Source organism: Microbacterium kribbense (assembly GCF_039537285.1).
GTDB lineage: Bacteria > Actinomycetota > Actinomycetes > Actinomycetales > Microbacteriaceae > Microbacterium > Microbacterium kribbense.
This window is the reverse complement of the sequence record NZ_BAABAF010000007.1, coordinates 349,188-365,178: the sequence shown is the minus strand read 5'-3', so window position 1 is coordinate 365,178 and position 15,991 is coordinate 349,188. Positions and strand designations below refer to the sequence as shown.

Sequence of the window (15,991 nt, the reverse complement as noted above, 5' to 3'; positions counted from 1 at the left end):
CGCCGCGGCGCCGACGTGGAACGCGACGTCCTCTCCCGCGGCGTGCTCTGGCACGCCCAAGACCGCGTCATCCGACACGGCAACCACACCATCGTCTTCTGAACCCCGGGGACAGAGACCAAGCACCGATAGCGATGCACGTCGGGCTTTACGTGCGTTCGACTGTATTCTGCGCGCGCGAGGCCGGGCACCCTTCGAGCCGGTGGGGTGAGTTCTTCCCTCGCCGTTCGGGAACGCGCGAACCCCTCCGGGCCCGCGCGGCGCAGGCCCGGAGGGAGGGCACGTGCTACTTTCCGTCCACCCAGGCTTCGTTGAGATACGAAATTCCGGTGGGCAGGAACTCCACGTCGTGGATGCGGTGGTTCTGCAAGGTCATCCACGGGTAGTCCGAGATGTACACCGCTGCGGCCGTCTCGCCCATCCGCTGGGCGACCTGCCGGTAGATGTCCTTGCGCGCGTCGTCACCGGCCGTGGTGCGACCCTTGGCGAACAGGGCGTCGAGGTCGGCGTCCTGCAGCCCGCTGGGGTTGGCTCCGGCGGTGCTGTCGAAGAACGGACGGACATAGTTGTCCGGATCCGGCAGACCGGGTACCGCGAAATGGATCGCCTCGTAGTTGCGTGAGAAGAAGTCTGCGATCTTCTTGGACGGCTCGACGGCCTCGATCTTCATGTCGATCCCGGCTTTGGCGAGCATGCTCTGAATGGCGGCCGCCTGCTGCAGCCAGTCCGACGAGTTCGGGACCTTGAATGAGAACGACAGACCGCCGATGTCGGCGACGAGCTTCTTGGCCTCGTCCAGATCGTACGACGGATACGAGTCCACAGTCTGGCCCGGCGAGGCCCACGATCCTTCGGCGATCATGCTCTCGGTGGGCTTGAAGTAGCCGAAGAACAGAGACGTCGACAGCGTCTGCTGGTCCAGGGCGTAGCCCACCGCCCGCCGCGCACGCACATCGTGAAACGGCGGCTTGGTGGTGTTCAGCATCATGAGGTTCACACCCAGCGACGGGTTCCTGGTCAATGTCAGGGACGCGTCGTTCCCGACGGCGTTGGCCTGCTGCGGGGCGACCGAGTCCATGACGTCGGCGCCACCGGATTTCAGCGTCTGCAGCGCGGAATCCGCCGACCCGAGAGTACGGTAGGTGACCGAGTCGAGGTAGGGCTCGCCCTTTACCCAGTAGTCCGGGTTCTTCACGAGTTTGACCTGCTGGCCGACCACCTGTGAGTCGAGCATGAACGGGCCCGCCCCCACTGGGTGCAACCCGTATTCGGCGCCCCACTTCTTCACCGCGGTCGGCGAAGCCATCAGCCCCACCGCGGTGGTGGCCAGGGCGGAGGGCAGGGCCTCGTCGGGCTCGCTGAGCTTGACCAGCACGGTGTGCTCGTCGGGGGCATCCACGGTGATGTCCTGGGGCAGGTTGCCGCCCTCACCGGCGTGCTGGTTCGGGTCGACCTGACGTTCCAGGTTGAACTTGACCGCTTCCGCGTCGAACGGGGTGCCGTCGGTGAAGGTGACGCCTTCCCGCAAGTGGAATGTCCAGGACAGCCGGTCCGGGCTGGTCTCATAGGACTTCGCCAGCCATGGCACGATCTTCCCATCCGGGGTCATCCGGAGCAGGCCGTCATAGATGGCATTGATCAACCCCTTCACGGGTGTCACCGCGGGTGCGGCGATGTCGAGATGGGCCCAGGTACGACCGCTGATCACGAACGTGGCATCGCCGCCGGCGACAGGCTTGCCGTCACCTGAACCTGCCGGTGCGGGGCTGGAACCGCTGCAGCCTGCCAGAAGCAGAGCCGCGGCCGTCACCAGCACCGTTGCTGCGAGACGTATACGCATGTGTGTTCTCCATTCGGGGTGGGAATCGGGCGGTTCACCCGGTTCGGGTAGTGGGGGATGATGCGGTCAGCCGATGCCGACGGGGGCGAGGACGATGTCGAACGAGACGCGCGCCCACGTGCCCGCGATCGTGCGGCCATCCGGCGTGGCCGTGCCAGGGTCTTGGCGGACGAAGTCCTTGATGAGCGACTCCTTGACACCGAACACCGAGTCGGTGGACAGGAGCGGATCTCCGTTCACGAAGATGTGTGTGACCAGCGTGCGCAGCCCGGGGCTGCTGACCATGAAGTGCAGGTGCGAGGCCCGCATGGGTGAGCGGCCGGCACGGGCGAGCATGCCGCCGACCGGCCCGTCGTCAGGGATCGGGTACGGCGTCGGGGTGATGCCCCAGAATCGGAAACCGCCGTCCGCGGCGCTGAACAGGTGTGCACGGGCAGCGGTCCGGTCGTCGTCGTACTGCACGTCGTACATACCGTCCTCGTCGGCCTCCCATACCTCGATCCGGGCGCCGGGGACGGGGTTCCCGTCCGTGTCGCGGACTGTCCCCTCTACCCAGCACGGCTCACCGGTCGCACCAGCAGCCATATCGCCACCGAGTGGGATCTGTGGCGCGCCATCGACGAAGAACGGGCCGAAGACGGTCGCTTCGGTGGCGTCGCGGTAGGCCCGGTTGTTGACAGTGATGACCTGCATCGACACGCCGAGGGTATCGGAGAGCAGGATGAACTCCTGCCGCTTGTCGTCGGTGGTGTGGCCCACGTCGGTGAGGAACCGGATGCCGGCGTTCCATTCGTCCTCGGTCAATCGCACCTCGCGCACGAACGCGTGGAGGTGGCGTGTCAGAGAGGTCAGTATCGCCTTCAGCCGCGGGTCGCTCGCGCCCTCGAACGACCGAGTCACACGCTCGGTCAATTCGACTTCACGCGCGCCCTGCTGCTCGGAGTCGCCGGTGATGGTCTCGGCTTTCATGCGTCCTCCTTGACGATGGGTTCGGCGCCGCGGATGGCGGCACGCAGCAGGCCCGCGACCGACTGCTCGGTCACGGGAACGGGATTGGATGACGGGATGCTGTGCAGTATCTGCGGGAGCACAACGGGGATGTCTTGCTCGGTCATGCCGAGTTCGCCCAGCGACCGGGGCGCGCCCAGCTGGGTTCGTAGCGTCTGCAGCGCGACCAGAGCGGATTCCGGCGCCACCGTCTGCGCACCCAAGGCGACGGCCAGGCGTCGCGCCTGCCGCGAGGCTCCGGGGGTGTTGTGGGCAAGCACATACGGGAGCACGACGGCGTGCGTGGCAGCATGGGGCAGGTCGAGGGTTCCGCCCAAGACGTGGCAGATCTTGTGGTGCATACCCGAGCCCGCTGACGCGAACGCGACGCCTGCCAGGTACGTACCGTACAGGCATCCATCCCGTGCGTCAGAGTCGCGCGGATCCGCGATCAGCGCCCGGAGCGCGACCCGCAGCGCGCGGGCGCCCTCCAGTGCGGTGCCAGCGTTGATCGGGTTGGCGCGCGGCGCCCACAGCGCGTCGACGCAATGCGCAAGGGCGTTCAGTCCGGACGAGATGCTCAGTGGCACCGGCAGTGACGCCGTCAGCATGCTGTCGTAGACGACCGTGCGCGGCAGCACTCGCGGATCGGTCCCGGTGATCTTGCGCCCGTCCTCGGTGACGCCCCACACGTCGGTCGCCTCGGAACCAGCGTATGTCGTGGGTACTGCGATGATCGGCAGCCCGGTGGTCAGGGCGACCGCCTTGGCGAGCCCGGTCGCCGAGCCGCCCCCGATGCTGACGATCGCGTCGGCGTCGGCATCGCCGGCCGCTGCCCGGGCGCGCTCGGCGATTTCGGCAGGGACGTGCTGGATGACCTCGTCCCAGATGCGCGCGGCCGGCAGGTCTGCCGAGATCGCAGCTGCCAGCGTTGTGCCGGCCGAGCCGACGATCAGCAGTGGGCGGATGGACGGGGTCCTGCTCAGTTCGGCACGCACGAACTCGAGCGCCTGTCCCGCTCCGAAGGCGACGCGCTGTGCCCTCGACTCGTGCATGAAGCTCATGGTGGGCCCCGTCCCCGGGCTCACGTGCTGCCAGTCGCTGCAACCCGCACCGCATCCCGGTTCGATACGAGGGGTCTCAGCCACGGGCGGGCTCCGGTGCCGCGGCGACCAGCGTCGCCGGATCGTGCGCGATCGGTGCTCCGAGCCCGAAGTGCATGTGATCCTCTCCCACGACGGTCAGTCCATCGAAGCCGCGTTCGGCCCGCTGCCACTTGTCGACGGGCGTGTCGCCGGGCACCAGGTGGGTGAGCACGAGCGTTCGCACGCCCGCCTTCTGCGCCTGCGGGCCGACGGCGTCGATGGGAGTGTGGGCGGCGAGCAGGTGCTGCCGCAGATACGGGTCGTCGTTTCCGCTCTTGGCCCCGACCCGTCCCTCTATCCAGTCCGGGTCGATGCATTCGTGCAGAAGCAGGTCTGCGTCGCGTGCGAGGGTGACGAGGTTGTCGCACACGCCGGTATCACCGGAGATGACGATCGAGCCGTCGGCCGTCTCGAAACGGAAGGCGAACGCGGGGAAGATGGGCCGATGGTCGACGAGGATGGCGGTGACGGTCACGTATTCGTCCTGGTAGACCTGGAAAGGCTCCATCACGGGCGCGGGGTCGATGTTGGCGTGGGCAGTGGCCGCCGTCGGAAGCGGGATGTCGTGCACCTCGAAAATGTCGCGCAGGTTCCGCTTGCCCTCATCGCGAGTGCGATCGTTGATGTCGGTCGCATAGGCAGCCAGCAACTTCTCGGTGGACTCGTGCACGCCCGGGGTCGGCGACTCCGGGCACCACACGCCCGGGTCGATCTCGGGGTCGCCGAAGATCGGCGGCAGGCTGCCGCGATCGCCTGGCCCGTATATCTGGATGGGTTGACGCAGGCTGTTGGAACCGTTGTGCCACGCCAGCAGCAGCAGGTTGGGGTAGTCAATGGTGTGGTCGGAATGGTGGTGGGTGAGAAACACCGCCCGGAAGCGGTCGATACCGTGCTCGAAGCCTGGGACGGATTCCCCGCTGCGCCGGAATGAGCGGCCCCATCCCTCGCCACAGTCGATGAGGTACTGGGCGTCACCGACCGTGATGAGCGTGGAGATGCCCTGCCGATCAGATCCCTCCCACCACGGTGGTCCTCCCGCGGTTCCCAGCAGTGTGACGCGAGTCCGGTAGGTGGCGGCTTCACGGCCGCTGAGGGGGCGTGGCGACAAGGGCATCGGGGGGTCCTTTCAGGCGAGTGATCTGAATCGAGACTGGCAGACCGTATGCCATATCGGAAATATCATTCTCCGGTTGGGGGCATATACTTAAAGTATGGACTTGCGGGAGCTGCGCTACTTCGCCGCGGTGGTGGAAGCCGGGTCGATCTCGACGGCCGCCACCCGGCTGCACATGACGCAGCCGCCCCTGAGCCTTGCGATCTCGAAGCTTGAGCGCGAGCTTGGAGTACGCCTGCTCACGCGCAGCAGTCGAGGCGTGCATCCGACACCGGCAGGGCGCTACCTGATCGACGCCGGAAGCATGCTGCTGAACGAGTCGGCACGCATCGAGCAGACGCTGCGCCATATGGGGGATGGTCGGGCCGGAGAACTGCGGCTCGCGGTGGGGCCAATCCTGACCTGGGAATTCCTTCCCCCGCTCCTGGCGCGCTACGCGATCGAGGCGCCGGACGTCGACATCGAGCTGTTCGACCCCCCGTCTGGCCAGATCCTGGAGAGGGTGCGTCGCGCGGAGGTTGATGTCGGCATCGTCGCGACGGCCGACATCCGTGCTCTGCGTGCTGCCGTGGCCGACGAGATGAATGTGTCTTATGCGGGCCAGTTGCCGATAGTGCTCGCACTGCCGCCTGGCTACACGGGGACGGCGGATCCCGTCGAGCTGGCAGACTTCGAATCCGAGATCTGGCTGGTGCCGCACCTGGTGGAGCGGTTTCCGGGGATCGAGGCGCTCGTGGGTGATGCATGGCGGATCGCCGGTATCTCGCCGACGAGGATCAGGCACCTGGCGACTCCGCAGACGGCGCTGCCGCTGATCGCGGCCGGACTGGGGATCGGCGTCGTGCCCGATGCAGCCCGGGCGGCACGGTCCGACATCGTGGTGCGGCGGACCACACCGTCGATCGGTGCGCTGGAGATTACGGTGCTGTGGCGTCGGCATACCAACGCCACCGAGGCCATGTTGCGGTTCCTGAGCGTGTTGGACTGTCTGCCGGACGGATCCGCCGCATCCTGATCCAGGGCGGCGGTGGTGTCCCGCTCGTGGAACAGCCCCGTGCGGGTCCGTAGGTCGATGCGTGTGCGATGCGCTGCCTGAGCGCCGGGCGCGGCTCCACCGTTTCGGCGAGGTCGAACGCATGCGCAGAGGAGCCATATTGGGCTACCGCATGCTGTATACCATCTGCTAGGCTCTCTCCAACACTCGCACGCCGCCTATCAGAAGGAGGGGCCCGTGACAGCTGAGACCATGTCGGGACCGTCGTTGTTCGAAGCGGCCATCGCTGGCCACACAGAGGCCGTCGAGGAGTTGGTCGCCTCGGGCGCCGACCTCGATGCTGTCGACGCCCGCGGACGCACCCCGATCCTCCTGGCAGCGATCGGTCGGCACTACGACGTCGTGAAAGTCCTCGCCGCCGCGGGTGCGGACATCGATAAACAGGACAACACGTGCATCAACCCGTTCCTGCTCGGCTGTATCACCAACGATCTCGCGCTGGTGCGAATCATGATCGACGCCGGCACCGACTTGAGCCGGCTCACCCGTTTCGGCGGCAACGGCCTCACCCCAGCGTGTGAGAAGGGCTTCCTCGAGATCACTGAAGAGCTTCTGACGCATACCGACATCAACGTCAACCATACGAATGGTGTGGGGTGGACGGCGCTGATCGAGGCCATCATTCTGAACGACGGTGGTCCTCGCCAGCAGCGCATCGTGCACCTGCTGCTCGAGCACGGTGCAGACCCCGGCATGACCGACAAGTATGGCGTTACACCGCGCGAGCTCGCGCTGCGTCATGGGCACACTGCCATCGCCGAACTCATCGCCGCGGCCGAGGGCTGACGGGAAAACCTCCCATGGCATACGCCTCGGTACCATTGCGTGATCCCCGACCGGACACCGCTCGAGCGCGCGCCTGGACGCACGTCCGGGGCGGTCGTATCGGCATCGTCGGCCCACCAGGCGCGGCCACCCAAGAGGTGGCCGTCCGCATCCACGACTTCACGGGCGGCATCTCTCGCTACGTCGCGACGGGTCCGCTGGATTCGTCCGATGATGCCGCCGCAGTGAATGCCGGTGTCGACGCGCTCGCGGCCGACCCGGGCACCGCGGTCATTGTGGTGGTGGCCACCTTTCCTGCGCCGGACCCCGCGAGGGCGGTCTTGGAGCGGCTCGCGGCCGGCACCACTCCGGCTGTCGTCTGCTTCGTCGGCGCGGACGCCGCGACCGTTGCGCTCGGTGCGGTGCTCGGCGTCGCCGTAGAGACCCGGAGCAAGCCCGCCGCACTCGCGGCCGTAATCACCGACGGTGTGGATGCGGTGGCACTGGACCTGCATCCGCTGAACGAACCGCTCATCGCCGAGGTACGAGCACTGCTGGGCGCTGAGCAGCGATACATCCGCGGTCTGTTCGTCTCCGGCGGGTTACGTGCCGAGGCCGTTGCACTCGCCCGCGAACGCCACGCCGATGTGCGTGAGGACGCACTCGAAGACGGCATCGACACCCCGGCCCACGTGTTCTGGGACCTCGGCACTGAATCCGGCACCGGCCCGCATGCCAAGACCGATGCCGCCGAGCGCTCTCGACGACTCGTCGCGGCGGCGTCCAACCCCGAGGTCGGCGTCGTTGTGCTCGACTTCGTCCTCGGCGAAGGAGCATCCGACGACCCGGTCGGCGCGATGCTTCCCGCGATCCATGCCGCGAAGGATGCCGCGGCTGCGCGTGGTCGGCACCTCGAGATCCTCGGCTACGTCCTGGGCACGGATCTGGACCCGCAGGGTCTCGCAACGCAAACCGCCCTGCTCGGAAAGGCGGGCGTGACCTGGGCGTCCTCCGCGACCAACACCGGCCTGCTCGCGCGCGAGTTCGTCATCAAGGGCTGAAACTCACGGGTGGACGCTCAGATGATGAGCCGACTGCAGCACCCACTCACCGGCCCCTCCGTCCATGAGCGCCACAGCGCCCCGCGGCAGCCGGAACCGTGCGGTATCGGCCGCGGCGACCGGGCATGATCCAGCACCGAGTGCGCCCCCTTCGCATGGCGCACGAACCGCTGCGGCCCGGTGCGCAGACCCCAGTCTTATGTGACGTGCCGACGGCAACGCCCGCGCCTACCCCTTGGCCGCGAACATGACCTCGTGGCAGATCGCCCGACTCGTCTCGACGTGTCGGCGCGCGACGTCCGCAGCGCGGTCGGCGTCGCGGTCGGCGATCGCCGCTGCCAGCTCGGAGTGCTCCCTCAGGAGAAGTTCGGGTGAGTGGTTCTGTCGCAGTACCCAGTGGAGCCGACCTTCCAGGGGTTCCAGCGTGGTCGCCAACGTCCGGTTGTGTGCGAGCAGGGGGATGGCGTCGTGGAACGCGGCATTGAGGTCGGCCATGGTCTCCAAGTCGCCATCGTCACGTGCCTGCTCCGCACGTGCCGCCATATCGGTGAGGCCTGCGATCTCGTCCTCGGTCGCCCGTCGGCAGGCGAGGCGCGCACCCTGGACCTCGAGTGCCTCGCGCACCTCGAACAGATCATCGACGTCGTCGCGGGACAGCATCGTCACGATCACGCCGCGTCGAGGCACGTCCTGGACGAACCCCTCGCCCTTCAGAAGATTCAGGGCCTCCCGGACCGGAACGCGCGACACGCCCAGTTCTTCCGCGAGCGTCCGTTCTACCAGACGATCACCTGGGGCGAGCTCGCCCCGGACCACCCGCTCTCTGATCAGGTCGCGCACCTGTTCACGCAGGGGCTGATGGCGTTCGCCAAGAGTGGGGGTGCCGTCCGCAGGTGCGGCATGCCGCCGCGGGACGGATAGCTGCGTCATGAGCGATCTCCTCCGGATGGGAAAGTCTGTTCCTAGACATACAGTACGCACCGCCACCTGCGCGACCTCGATTCTGCCATCTGGACGTATCGAAGGCGAACGCTTGACAGCAGTAGGTCGACTGTATACCATCCACAATAGCGAGGATTTCCCGCCTCGCATCTCTTCCGAATGGAGAACCCACATGCGTGCACGTGTCGCAGCAACGGCGCTAGTGACAGCCGCAGCACTGCTTCTGGCAGGCTGCAGCGGATCCGGCCCTGCCCCCGCCGATCCCGGCAATGCCCAACCCGTCGCCGGCGGCGATGCCACGTTCGTGATCAGCGGTCGTACCTGGGCCCATCTCGATATCGCGGTTCCCGCGGTGACTCCCATCAAGGGGCTCATCAATGCGATCTACGACAGTCTGCTTCGCATGACGCCGGAGGGGAAGATCATCCCATGGCTGGCGAAGTCATATGAGACGAGCGCCGACCGGCTGTCGTGGACATTCCATTTGGAGCAGGGCGTCACCTTCACCGACGGCACCCCGTTCAACGCCGAAGCAGTGAAGTTCAACCTCGAGCGTCAGGTGGATCCGGACCAGCATGCCGGTGAAGGCGGCAATCTGCCCCAGGACATCACGGTGGCCGCGCCCGATGACAGCACCGTCGTGATAAAGCTCAGTGAGCCGGATGAGGCCCTCCCGTCTGCGCTCGCCACGACGTCCGTCGGCCTGATGGCTTCTCCCACGGCCGTGAAGAAATGGGGCGGCGAATATGGACTGCACCCGGTCGGCACCGGACCCTTCATGGTGAAGTCCCAGGTCGTCGGTCAGGAAGTCAAGCTCGTCAAGAACCCGACGTACTGGGTCAAGGGCGAGCCCTACCTCGACTCGGTCACCTACCGGGCCCTGGGCTCTGCAGACTCGGCGCTGCAGACGCTGAAGTCGGGCGGTGCCGACGTCATGGACTTCGTTGCCCCACAGCAGGCGAACGCAGCCGAGGGCGACGCGAACCTGACGCTCATGAAGAGCCCGGCGCTGAGCGTGAACCAGCTCATGCTCAACACGCAGAAGCCGCCGTTCAACGACATCCGCGCGCGGCGCGCCGTCGGCTACGCGATCGACCAGGCGACGCTCGCCAAGTCGCTGTTCTTCGGGTACTTCAAACCAACCGAGAGCATGATCGGCGAGGGCTCGTGGGCGTGGCCAGGTGAGAAGGTCGACGAGTACCCGAGCTACGACCTCGCCGAGGCAAAGAAGCTCGTGAATGAGATCGGTGGGCTGTCGTTCTCCATCAAGGTATCGAACAGCTCCGATTTCCTGCAGCAGGCAGCCGCCGTCCAGTCGATGCTGGCCAAGGCCGGGATCGATATGAAGATCGACGCCGTCGAGCCCTCGCAGAAGATCGCTGACGTGTTCTCGCACAACTACGAGGCCGGCCAGTTCGTGATCCCGGGGCTCCCCGACCCCGACAACTATGTGCGCCCGTTCTTCGACAGCACGGCCGGCGCCAACCCGAGCGGACTGCAGGACGCCACACTCGACGCGCTGCTCGCGAAAGGCCGCACCACCCAGGGTGAGCAGGCACGCAAGGACATCTACAAGCAAGTGGCCGCGCGGATGGGCGAGGTCGCCGCCACGGTGTATATCTCGGACTTCCCGGTGATGCGCCTGCAGAACAAGCGCATCCACGGGATCCAATACCTGGTGACTGACATCTTCTACCTTGATAAGGCGTGGGTGTCCGGTAAATGATGATGGGTTTCGCGAGTCAGAAGGGGGTGTACAGGTGGGTGATGTCCTGAACAGGCTGCCAGGCCGACTCGGTCGGCTGGTGGGGGTCGTGCTGGGCGTGTGCGTCCTCACCTTCTTCCTGATCAACGCGCTCCCCGGCAACGTCGCGACTGCCGTGCTCGGCGATCAGGCGACGCCCGATCAGATCGCGGCACTGACAAAGGAACTCGGACTCGACCAGCCGCTGCCGCAGCGGTTCCTGGCGTGGTTGGGGGCGGCTCTCCGCGGGGACCTGGGGTCGTCGCTGGTGAACCATCAGCCGGTGTGGGATGCCGTGTCCCAGCGGGTGCCCGCTACGCTCGAGCTGGTCGTGCTCGCCCTCGTGATCGCCATCGTCTGTGCGATCCCGACGGCGGTGCTGGCCGCACGCAACCCCGGTGGCATCCTCGACCGTCTGCTCGGGCTCCTGAGCTTCTCGTTCCTGGCGACTCCGTCATTCCTGGTCGGACTGCTCCTGATCCTCGTGCTGTCGATCGCGGTGCGCGCGTTCCCCGTCTCCGGCTGGATCCCGCTCACGCAGGATCCGATCGGAAACCTCACGACGGCCTTCTTGCCTGCGCTCACCCTCGCTGCCACGCCGTTCGCCTATTTCGCCCGACTGCTGCGCGCGGACATGGTCGAGCAGCTCACCCGCGAGGATTACGTCACCACCGCGCGTGCCAAGGGTGTGCCGCGGCCGGCGATCCTGTTCCGCCATGTGCTGCGCAACTCGGTATTCCCGATGATGACCATGGTCGGCCTCACGACGAGCCTGCTCGTGGGCGGATCGGTCGTCGTAGAGAGCATCTTCGGCGTCCCAGGCATCGGCCTCTTGCTCATCCAGAGCATCACGTCGCGCGACGTTCCCATAGTGCTCGGCGTCGTGGTGTTCGTCGCCACGAGCGTCGTCATCGTCAATCTCGTCATCGACATGCTCTACGGAGTCGTAGACCCAAGGATCCGCCATGATCACGCTGACGCCTGATACCCGCTCCCTCGCCGTGCCGCCTCCGGCGAGTCGGTCGAAACGGCGTTGGAAGCGGATGAGCCAAACCGAGATCGCCTCCGGGGTGCTGATCCTGATCGTGATCGGGTGCTTCGTTGTTCCAGAGATCCTCCCGCTGGCGCCGGCATCGGGCGGCTCGCTCGCCGATGCGCGTCTGCCTCCGCTCTCACCCGGCCACCTGCTGGGAACAGATCCACTCGGCAATGACATGCTCTCACGCACGCTGTACGGCGGTCGGGTGTCCTTCATCGTCGGCGTCGGTGCCACGCTCATCGGGCTGGTCGTCGGCGGCGTCCTCGGGATGCTCGCCGGCTATCGGGGCGGATGGGTCGAGAAGGTCCTTGGCTGGATCTTCGATGTCCTCCTGGCGTTCCCCGCGCTGGTCCTGGCACTGACGATCGCCGCTTATCTCGGTCCCAGCCTCATGAACGAAATCTACGCGGTCTCGATCTTTCTGATCCCCGCCACCGCGCGGATCGCACGCGCCTCGACGATGTCGGTGCGCAAGGAGGAGTTCATCGTGGCCGCACGGCTCGCGGGCGTCCGCGAGTCGACCATCGTCCGTCGCCATGTGATCCCCAACATCACGTCTCCGCTGCTCACCTTCGCGATTCTGCAGTGCGGCACGGCGATGATCATCGAGGCGACGCTGAGCTTCCTCGGTCTGGGAATCCGACCACCTGCTCCCAGCTGGGGCAACATGATGGCCAGCGGTCAGCAGTCCCTGGGCGACCAGCCCTGGGTCGTGCTGGTTCCAGGCATCTTCCTGTTCGTGACGATCGGCGCGCTCAATCTCCTCGGTGAGTCGCTGCGGCAAGCGAGGGACGAAAGATGAGCACACGCACCGAGACGGTCTCGGCGGATGAGCAGCATACTGCCGCGGCCGCGATCGAGCTGGAGGACCTGCACGTACGGGTGGGGGACGCGAGCGTGGTGAACGGTGTCTCTCTCACCGTGGAGCCGGGCACGATGCTCGCCATCGTCGGTGAATCCGGCGCCGGAAAGTCGATGACCGCGAAGGCGGCGATGGGACTCCTGCCGCCCGGCGGCTATGTGTCCGGCGGCGCGATCCGCATCGGCGGCCGCGATGTGACGAACCTCACCGAAGACGAATGGCGACGCATCCGCGGCAGCGAGGTCGGCATGGTGTTCCAGAACCCGCTGCGGTCTCTGAATCCCACGATGAAGGTCGGCACGCAGATCGCCGAGGCGATTCGCATACATCAGCGCGATCTGAGCGCGCCGCAGGTCAAGGCACGCACCCTCGAACTGCTTGATCAGGTCCAGATCCCGAATGCGGCCCGCCGCTTCGACGAGTACCCGCATCAGCTCTCTGGCGGCATGCGGCAGCGGATCGTGATCGCGATCGCACTCAGCTGCGCACCGCGGGTGCTGCTGGCGGACGAGCCCACCACGGCACTGGACGTGACCACGCAGGCTGAGATCCTGCGCCTGCTCGGCGACCTCCAGCGCAGCCACGGCACAGCCGTGGTGCTGGTCACCCATGACATCCGGATCGCCGAAGACCATGCCGATCGCGTCGCCGTGATGTACGCGGGTCGCGTCGTCGAGGACGGACCGGTTTCCGATGTCATCAACCGGCCGCACATGCCGTACACACAGGCTCTCATGACGGCGGTCCCGCAGCCGGATGCGCCGGCACACTCGGAGCTTCCCGTGATCGAGGGACGCCCACCCGATTTGCGGAGTCTGCCGGTCGGCTGCGCCTTCGCACCTCGGTGCCGCTTCGCCACTGACGTGTGCATCACGGAGGACCCGCCTGTGGAGGGGTTGGCCGACCATCGCTACCGCTGCTGGCACCCGCTTTCGAATGGAGGGCCCGATGCCCGTGCCTGACCCGACGCCACTACTCTCGGTCGAAAACCTTGTCAAGACGTTCGGCACCGGATCGCGTGAGCGAGTGCAGGCGGTGTCAGATGTCTCCTTCACGCTCGGCCGCGGCGAGACTCTCGGCATCGTCGGAGAGACGGGCAGCGGCAAGTCGACGCTCGTCCGAACGATCCTCGGGGTGACGACGGCGACAAACGGACGAGTCGTGCTCGATGGGGAGGATCTCTCCCGCCTCCGGGGCGGGCGGCAGCGCGCGGCACGACGCAGCGCACAGATGATTTTTCAGGACGCGATGTCGTCGCTGGACTCTCGATGGCCAGTGGAGAAGTCGCTCGACGAACCACTGCGGCTGCAGACGAGCCTGTCGCGCTCCCAGCGCAGAGCCCGCGTAGCAGAGCTCCTTGAGCTCGTCGGGCTTGATCCGACGATTCACGGTTCCCGCTACCCGCGCCAACTCAGTGGGGGACAGGCCCAGCGCGTGGCCATCGCCCGCGCGATAGCCTTGCGTCCGAAGCTCGTGGTCTGTGATGAGCCGGTCTCAGCGCTGGACGTCTCGGTGCAGGCGCAGATCATCAATCTGCTCGAGAGACTCAGGCGCGAACTTGGCTTGAGCTACATCTTCGTGTCGCACGACCTGTCCGTGGTTCGGCACATCAGCGACAGAGTCGCAGTGATGTACCTCGGCAAGTTCTGTGAGATCGGGGACGCCGAGCAGGTATTCCGTGCACCGCGCCATCCATACACCCAGGTCCTCCTCGATGCCGTCCCAGGTCGCACCCCCGCCGCCCCGATGCGGATGCATGGTGAATTGCCCTCACCGAGCAACCCGCCGAGCGGCTGCCGCTTCCGCACCCGCTGCCCCTTGGCGCAGGAGCGATGCGCTGCCGAGGCCCCCTCGATGCGTGGGGCGGAGGAGTCCGACCACTTGGCGGCTTGCCATTTTCCGCTGCGTCTCGGTGGAGCCTCCCCAGGCGAGAAGCAGAAGGTGGTCGCATGAGGATGATCGGGGTCGTCGGACGGACACTGGTCGGCTCCGGCTTCAGCGTCCGGCATCGGCACACTGCTCGTGCCGCACTGTTGGCAGCGCCCTGAGCGAGGACGTCGCCGGCGCTGGGGAGAGGAACGCCTCGGAAGCAGCGCGCGAGAAGGTTCTGGACACCAGCACGCGAAGGCGTAGCGCTCTCCGGGTGGTGGACTCGCTGCGGGTCAGTGTGCCATTCCGGCTGCTGTGGATCTCGAGCGTGTGCTTCTTCGGTGGGGTGTGGACGCAGACCATGATTCTGGGCTGGATGGTCTACGAGCTGACCGGCTCGGCGTTGCAGCTGGCGCTGTTCACGACATTTCGGTTTGCACCGCTGCTGCTCGGCCCAATGTGGGGCATGCTGTCCGACCGCTTCGATCGCAGGCGGCTGGTCGTCGTCGCCAACACGCTGCCGCTGATCGCGATCGTGGCAGTCGCGACAGCGGCGTTCGCCGGGGCCGCCGGCATCGGCGTACTTATGGCGGCGGGGCTGGTCCTGGGGCTGGCTCAGGCGCCTGCCCAGCCCGCCCGCGCCGCACTGGTCTTCGACTTGGTCGGGCGAGAGAACATCAGCAATGCGAACGCGCTGAACGTATTGGCCATGAGCGGATCGCAGATGGTGGGGCCAGCGGTCGGTGGCGCTCTCGTGGGGGTGCTGGGTGCACCTGCGGCGCTGGCTCTCTCGTCGGTCTGGTACGTGATCGCGTTGGTCGCGCTATGGCGCATGCGCACGACCACTTCCGGTGTCGCGGCACATCACGAGTCACCGTGGCGCATGGTCATCGGTGGCTTTGCGACGATCGGCCGCAACCCGGTAGCGCTGAGTGTGATGCTCATCACGCTGTTTGCCAATATGCTCCTGTGGCCGGTCTTCCAGTCGTTCATGCCAGTGTTCGCCGAGCGGATCCTGCGGCTGGACGCGGCGGGTCTGGGCGCCATGCTCACGTGCGCGGGGCTGGGGGGGATGATCGGATCGATCGTGATCGCGATGCTGGGCGACGTACCGGGGAAGGGCGCCATCTTCGCCGGCGGCACGGCATTGTGGGGGGTGTTCTGGGCGCTGTTCGCGCTCTCCGACCAACCGTGGCTCTCGTTCCTGCTGCTGTGCGGTATCGGATTGGCCTCGGCGCCGTTCGGCGTGTTCCAGACGACCCTGCTCCTGATGGCGACGCCACCGGGGGTGCAAGGGAGGGCGCTGGGGGTGCAGGAGCTTGCGATAGGAATGACGCCTGTTGCGGCGGCAGGACTGGGGATGATCGCCCAGGCCGTCGGTGTTGCCGCCACGACGTTCTTCTGCGCAGCGATGCTCATCGCGTGCGTGGCGCTGGTCGTCCTCGCCATGCCGCAACTGCTGCGCTACCACGGGAGGGAACTGCCATAAGCGCTCTCCGCGGCGGCCGAAGCGAACAAGCGCACACCGGCAACCGAAAAGGACGACGTCGGGCGCTCTGGCATGTTCGT

General features: G+C 66.6%; 14 protein-coding genes and 1 pseudogene. 10 read left to right on the top strand and 5 right to left on the bottom strand.

Going from position 1 to position 15,991, the window contains the following annotated elements; genetic code table 11:
* Window positions 1-102 (top strand): annotated as a pseudogene (locus tag ABD705_RS11090) (formyltetrahydrofolate deformylase); the annotation flags it as partial.
* 184 nt (window positions 103-286) lie between these two features.
* On the opposite strand, the gene ABD705_RS11085 reads toward ABD705_RS11090, so the two are convergent.
* From ABD705_RS11085 to ABD705_RS11070, 4 genes are all read right to left on the bottom strand, one after another.
* Window positions 287-1,840, bottom strand: coding sequence for an ABC transporter substrate-binding protein (locus ABD705_RS11085; RefSeq protein WP_344783522.1), 1,554 nt, complete (start codon window positions 1,838-1,840; stop codon window positions 287-289).
* A 66-nt stretch (window positions 1,841-1,906) separates the two neighbouring features.
* A complete protein-coding gene (locus ABD705_RS11080; protein ID WP_344783520.1) occupies window positions 1,907-2,809 on the bottom strand; it encodes a dioxygenase in 903 nt (300 codons plus the stop codon).
* Window positions 2,806-3,891, bottom strand: a complete 1,086-nt coding sequence (locus ABD705_RS11075; protein WP_344783518.1) for a maleylacetate reductase — start codon at window positions 3,889-3,891, stop codon at window positions 2,806-2,808. Before ABD705_RS11075 ends, ABD705_RS11080 begins: the two co-directional genes overlap by 4 nt.
* A 76-nt stretch (window positions 3,892-3,967) precedes the next feature.
* The gene (locus ABD705_RS11070; protein WP_344783516.1) at window positions 3,968-5,086 is read right to left on the bottom strand and encodes an MBL fold metallo-hydrolase; all 1,119 of its coding nucleotides are present in this window, start codon (window positions 5,084-5,086) and stop codon (window positions 3,968-3,970) included.
* 97 nt (window positions 5,087-5,183) lie between these two features.
* On the opposite strand from ABD705_RS11070, the gene ABD705_RS11065 reads away from it, so the two are divergent.
* The 3 genes from ABD705_RS11065 (at window position 5,184) to ABD705_RS11055 (ending at window position 7,966) form a co-directional block, all read left to right on the top strand.
* Window positions 5,184-6,101: a LysR family transcriptional regulator gene (locus ABD705_RS11065; RefSeq protein ID WP_344783514.1), complete on the top strand. Its 918-nt coding sequence runs from the start codon at window positions 5,184-5,186 to the stop codon at window positions 6,099-6,101.
* A gap of 231 nt (window positions 6,102-6,332) precedes the next feature.
* The gene (locus tag ABD705_RS11060) at window positions 6,333-6,926 is read left to right on the top strand and encodes an ankyrin repeat domain-containing protein (protein WP_344783512.1); all 594 of its coding nucleotides are present in this window, start codon (window positions 6,333-6,335) and stop codon (window positions 6,924-6,926) included.
* Window positions 6,927-7,063: 137 nt separating this feature from the next.
* A complete protein-coding gene (locus tag ABD705_RS11055) occupies window positions 7,064-7,966 on the top strand; it encodes an AllF/FdrA family protein (protein ID WP_344783510.1) in 903 nt (300 codons plus the stop codon).
* A 228-nt stretch (window positions 7,967-8,194) separates the two neighbouring features.
* On the opposite strand, the gene ABD705_RS11050 is transcribed toward ABD705_RS11055, so the two are convergent.
* Complete coding sequence (locus tag ABD705_RS11050) at window positions 8,195-8,896, bottom strand: GntR family transcriptional regulator (protein WP_344783508.1); 702 nt, start codon at window positions 8,894-8,896, stop codon at window positions 8,195-8,197.
* On the opposite strand from ABD705_RS11050, the gene ABD705_RS11045 reads away from it, so the two are divergent.
* From ABD705_RS11045 to ABD705_RS11020, 6 genes are all read left to right on the top strand, one after another.
* Window positions 8,895-10,634 carry an ABC transporter substrate-binding protein gene (locus ABD705_RS11045; RefSeq protein WP_344783506.1) on the top strand — a complete coding sequence of 580 codons (1,740 nt, stop codon included), beginning with the start codon at window positions 8,895-8,897 and terminating at the stop codon, window positions 10,632-10,634. The two genes, ABD705_RS11050 and ABD705_RS11045, sit on opposite strands and share 2 nt — an antisense overlap.
* A 34-nt stretch (window positions 10,635-10,668) precedes the next feature.
* Window positions 10,669-11,637, top strand: coding sequence for an ABC transporter permease (locus tag ABD705_RS11040; protein ID WP_344783504.1), 969 nt, complete (start codon window positions 10,669-10,671; stop codon window positions 11,635-11,637).
* A gap of 58 nt (window positions 11,638-11,695) precedes the next feature.
* Complete coding sequence (locus tag ABD705_RS11035) at window positions 11,696-12,493, top strand: ABC transporter permease (RefSeq protein ID WP_344783502.1); 798 nt, start codon at window positions 11,696-11,698, stop codon at window positions 12,491-12,493.
* On the top strand, window positions 12,490-13,515 hold the full coding sequence (locus tag ABD705_RS11030; RefSeq protein WP_344783500.1) for an ABC transporter ATP-binding protein: 1,026 nt from the start codon (window positions 12,490-12,492) through the stop codon (window positions 13,513-13,515). The genes ABD705_RS11035 and ABD705_RS11030 overlap by 4 nt, the downstream gene beginning before the upstream one ends.
* Window positions 13,502-14,506 carry an ABC transporter ATP-binding protein gene (locus tag ABD705_RS11025; protein WP_344783498.1) on the top strand — a complete coding sequence of 335 codons (1,005 nt, stop codon included), beginning with the start codon at window positions 13,502-13,504 and terminating at the stop codon, window positions 14,504-14,506. The genes ABD705_RS11030 and ABD705_RS11025 overlap by 14 nt, the downstream gene beginning before the upstream one ends.
* Window positions 14,507-14,696: 190 nt before the next feature.
* Window positions 14,697-15,911 carry an MFS transporter gene (locus ABD705_RS11020; RefSeq protein WP_344783496.1) on the top strand — a complete coding sequence of 405 codons (1,215 nt, stop codon included), beginning with the start codon at window positions 14,697-14,699 and terminating at the stop codon, window positions 15,909-15,911.
* The last annotated feature ends 80 nt before the right edge of the window (window positions 15,912-15,991 follow it).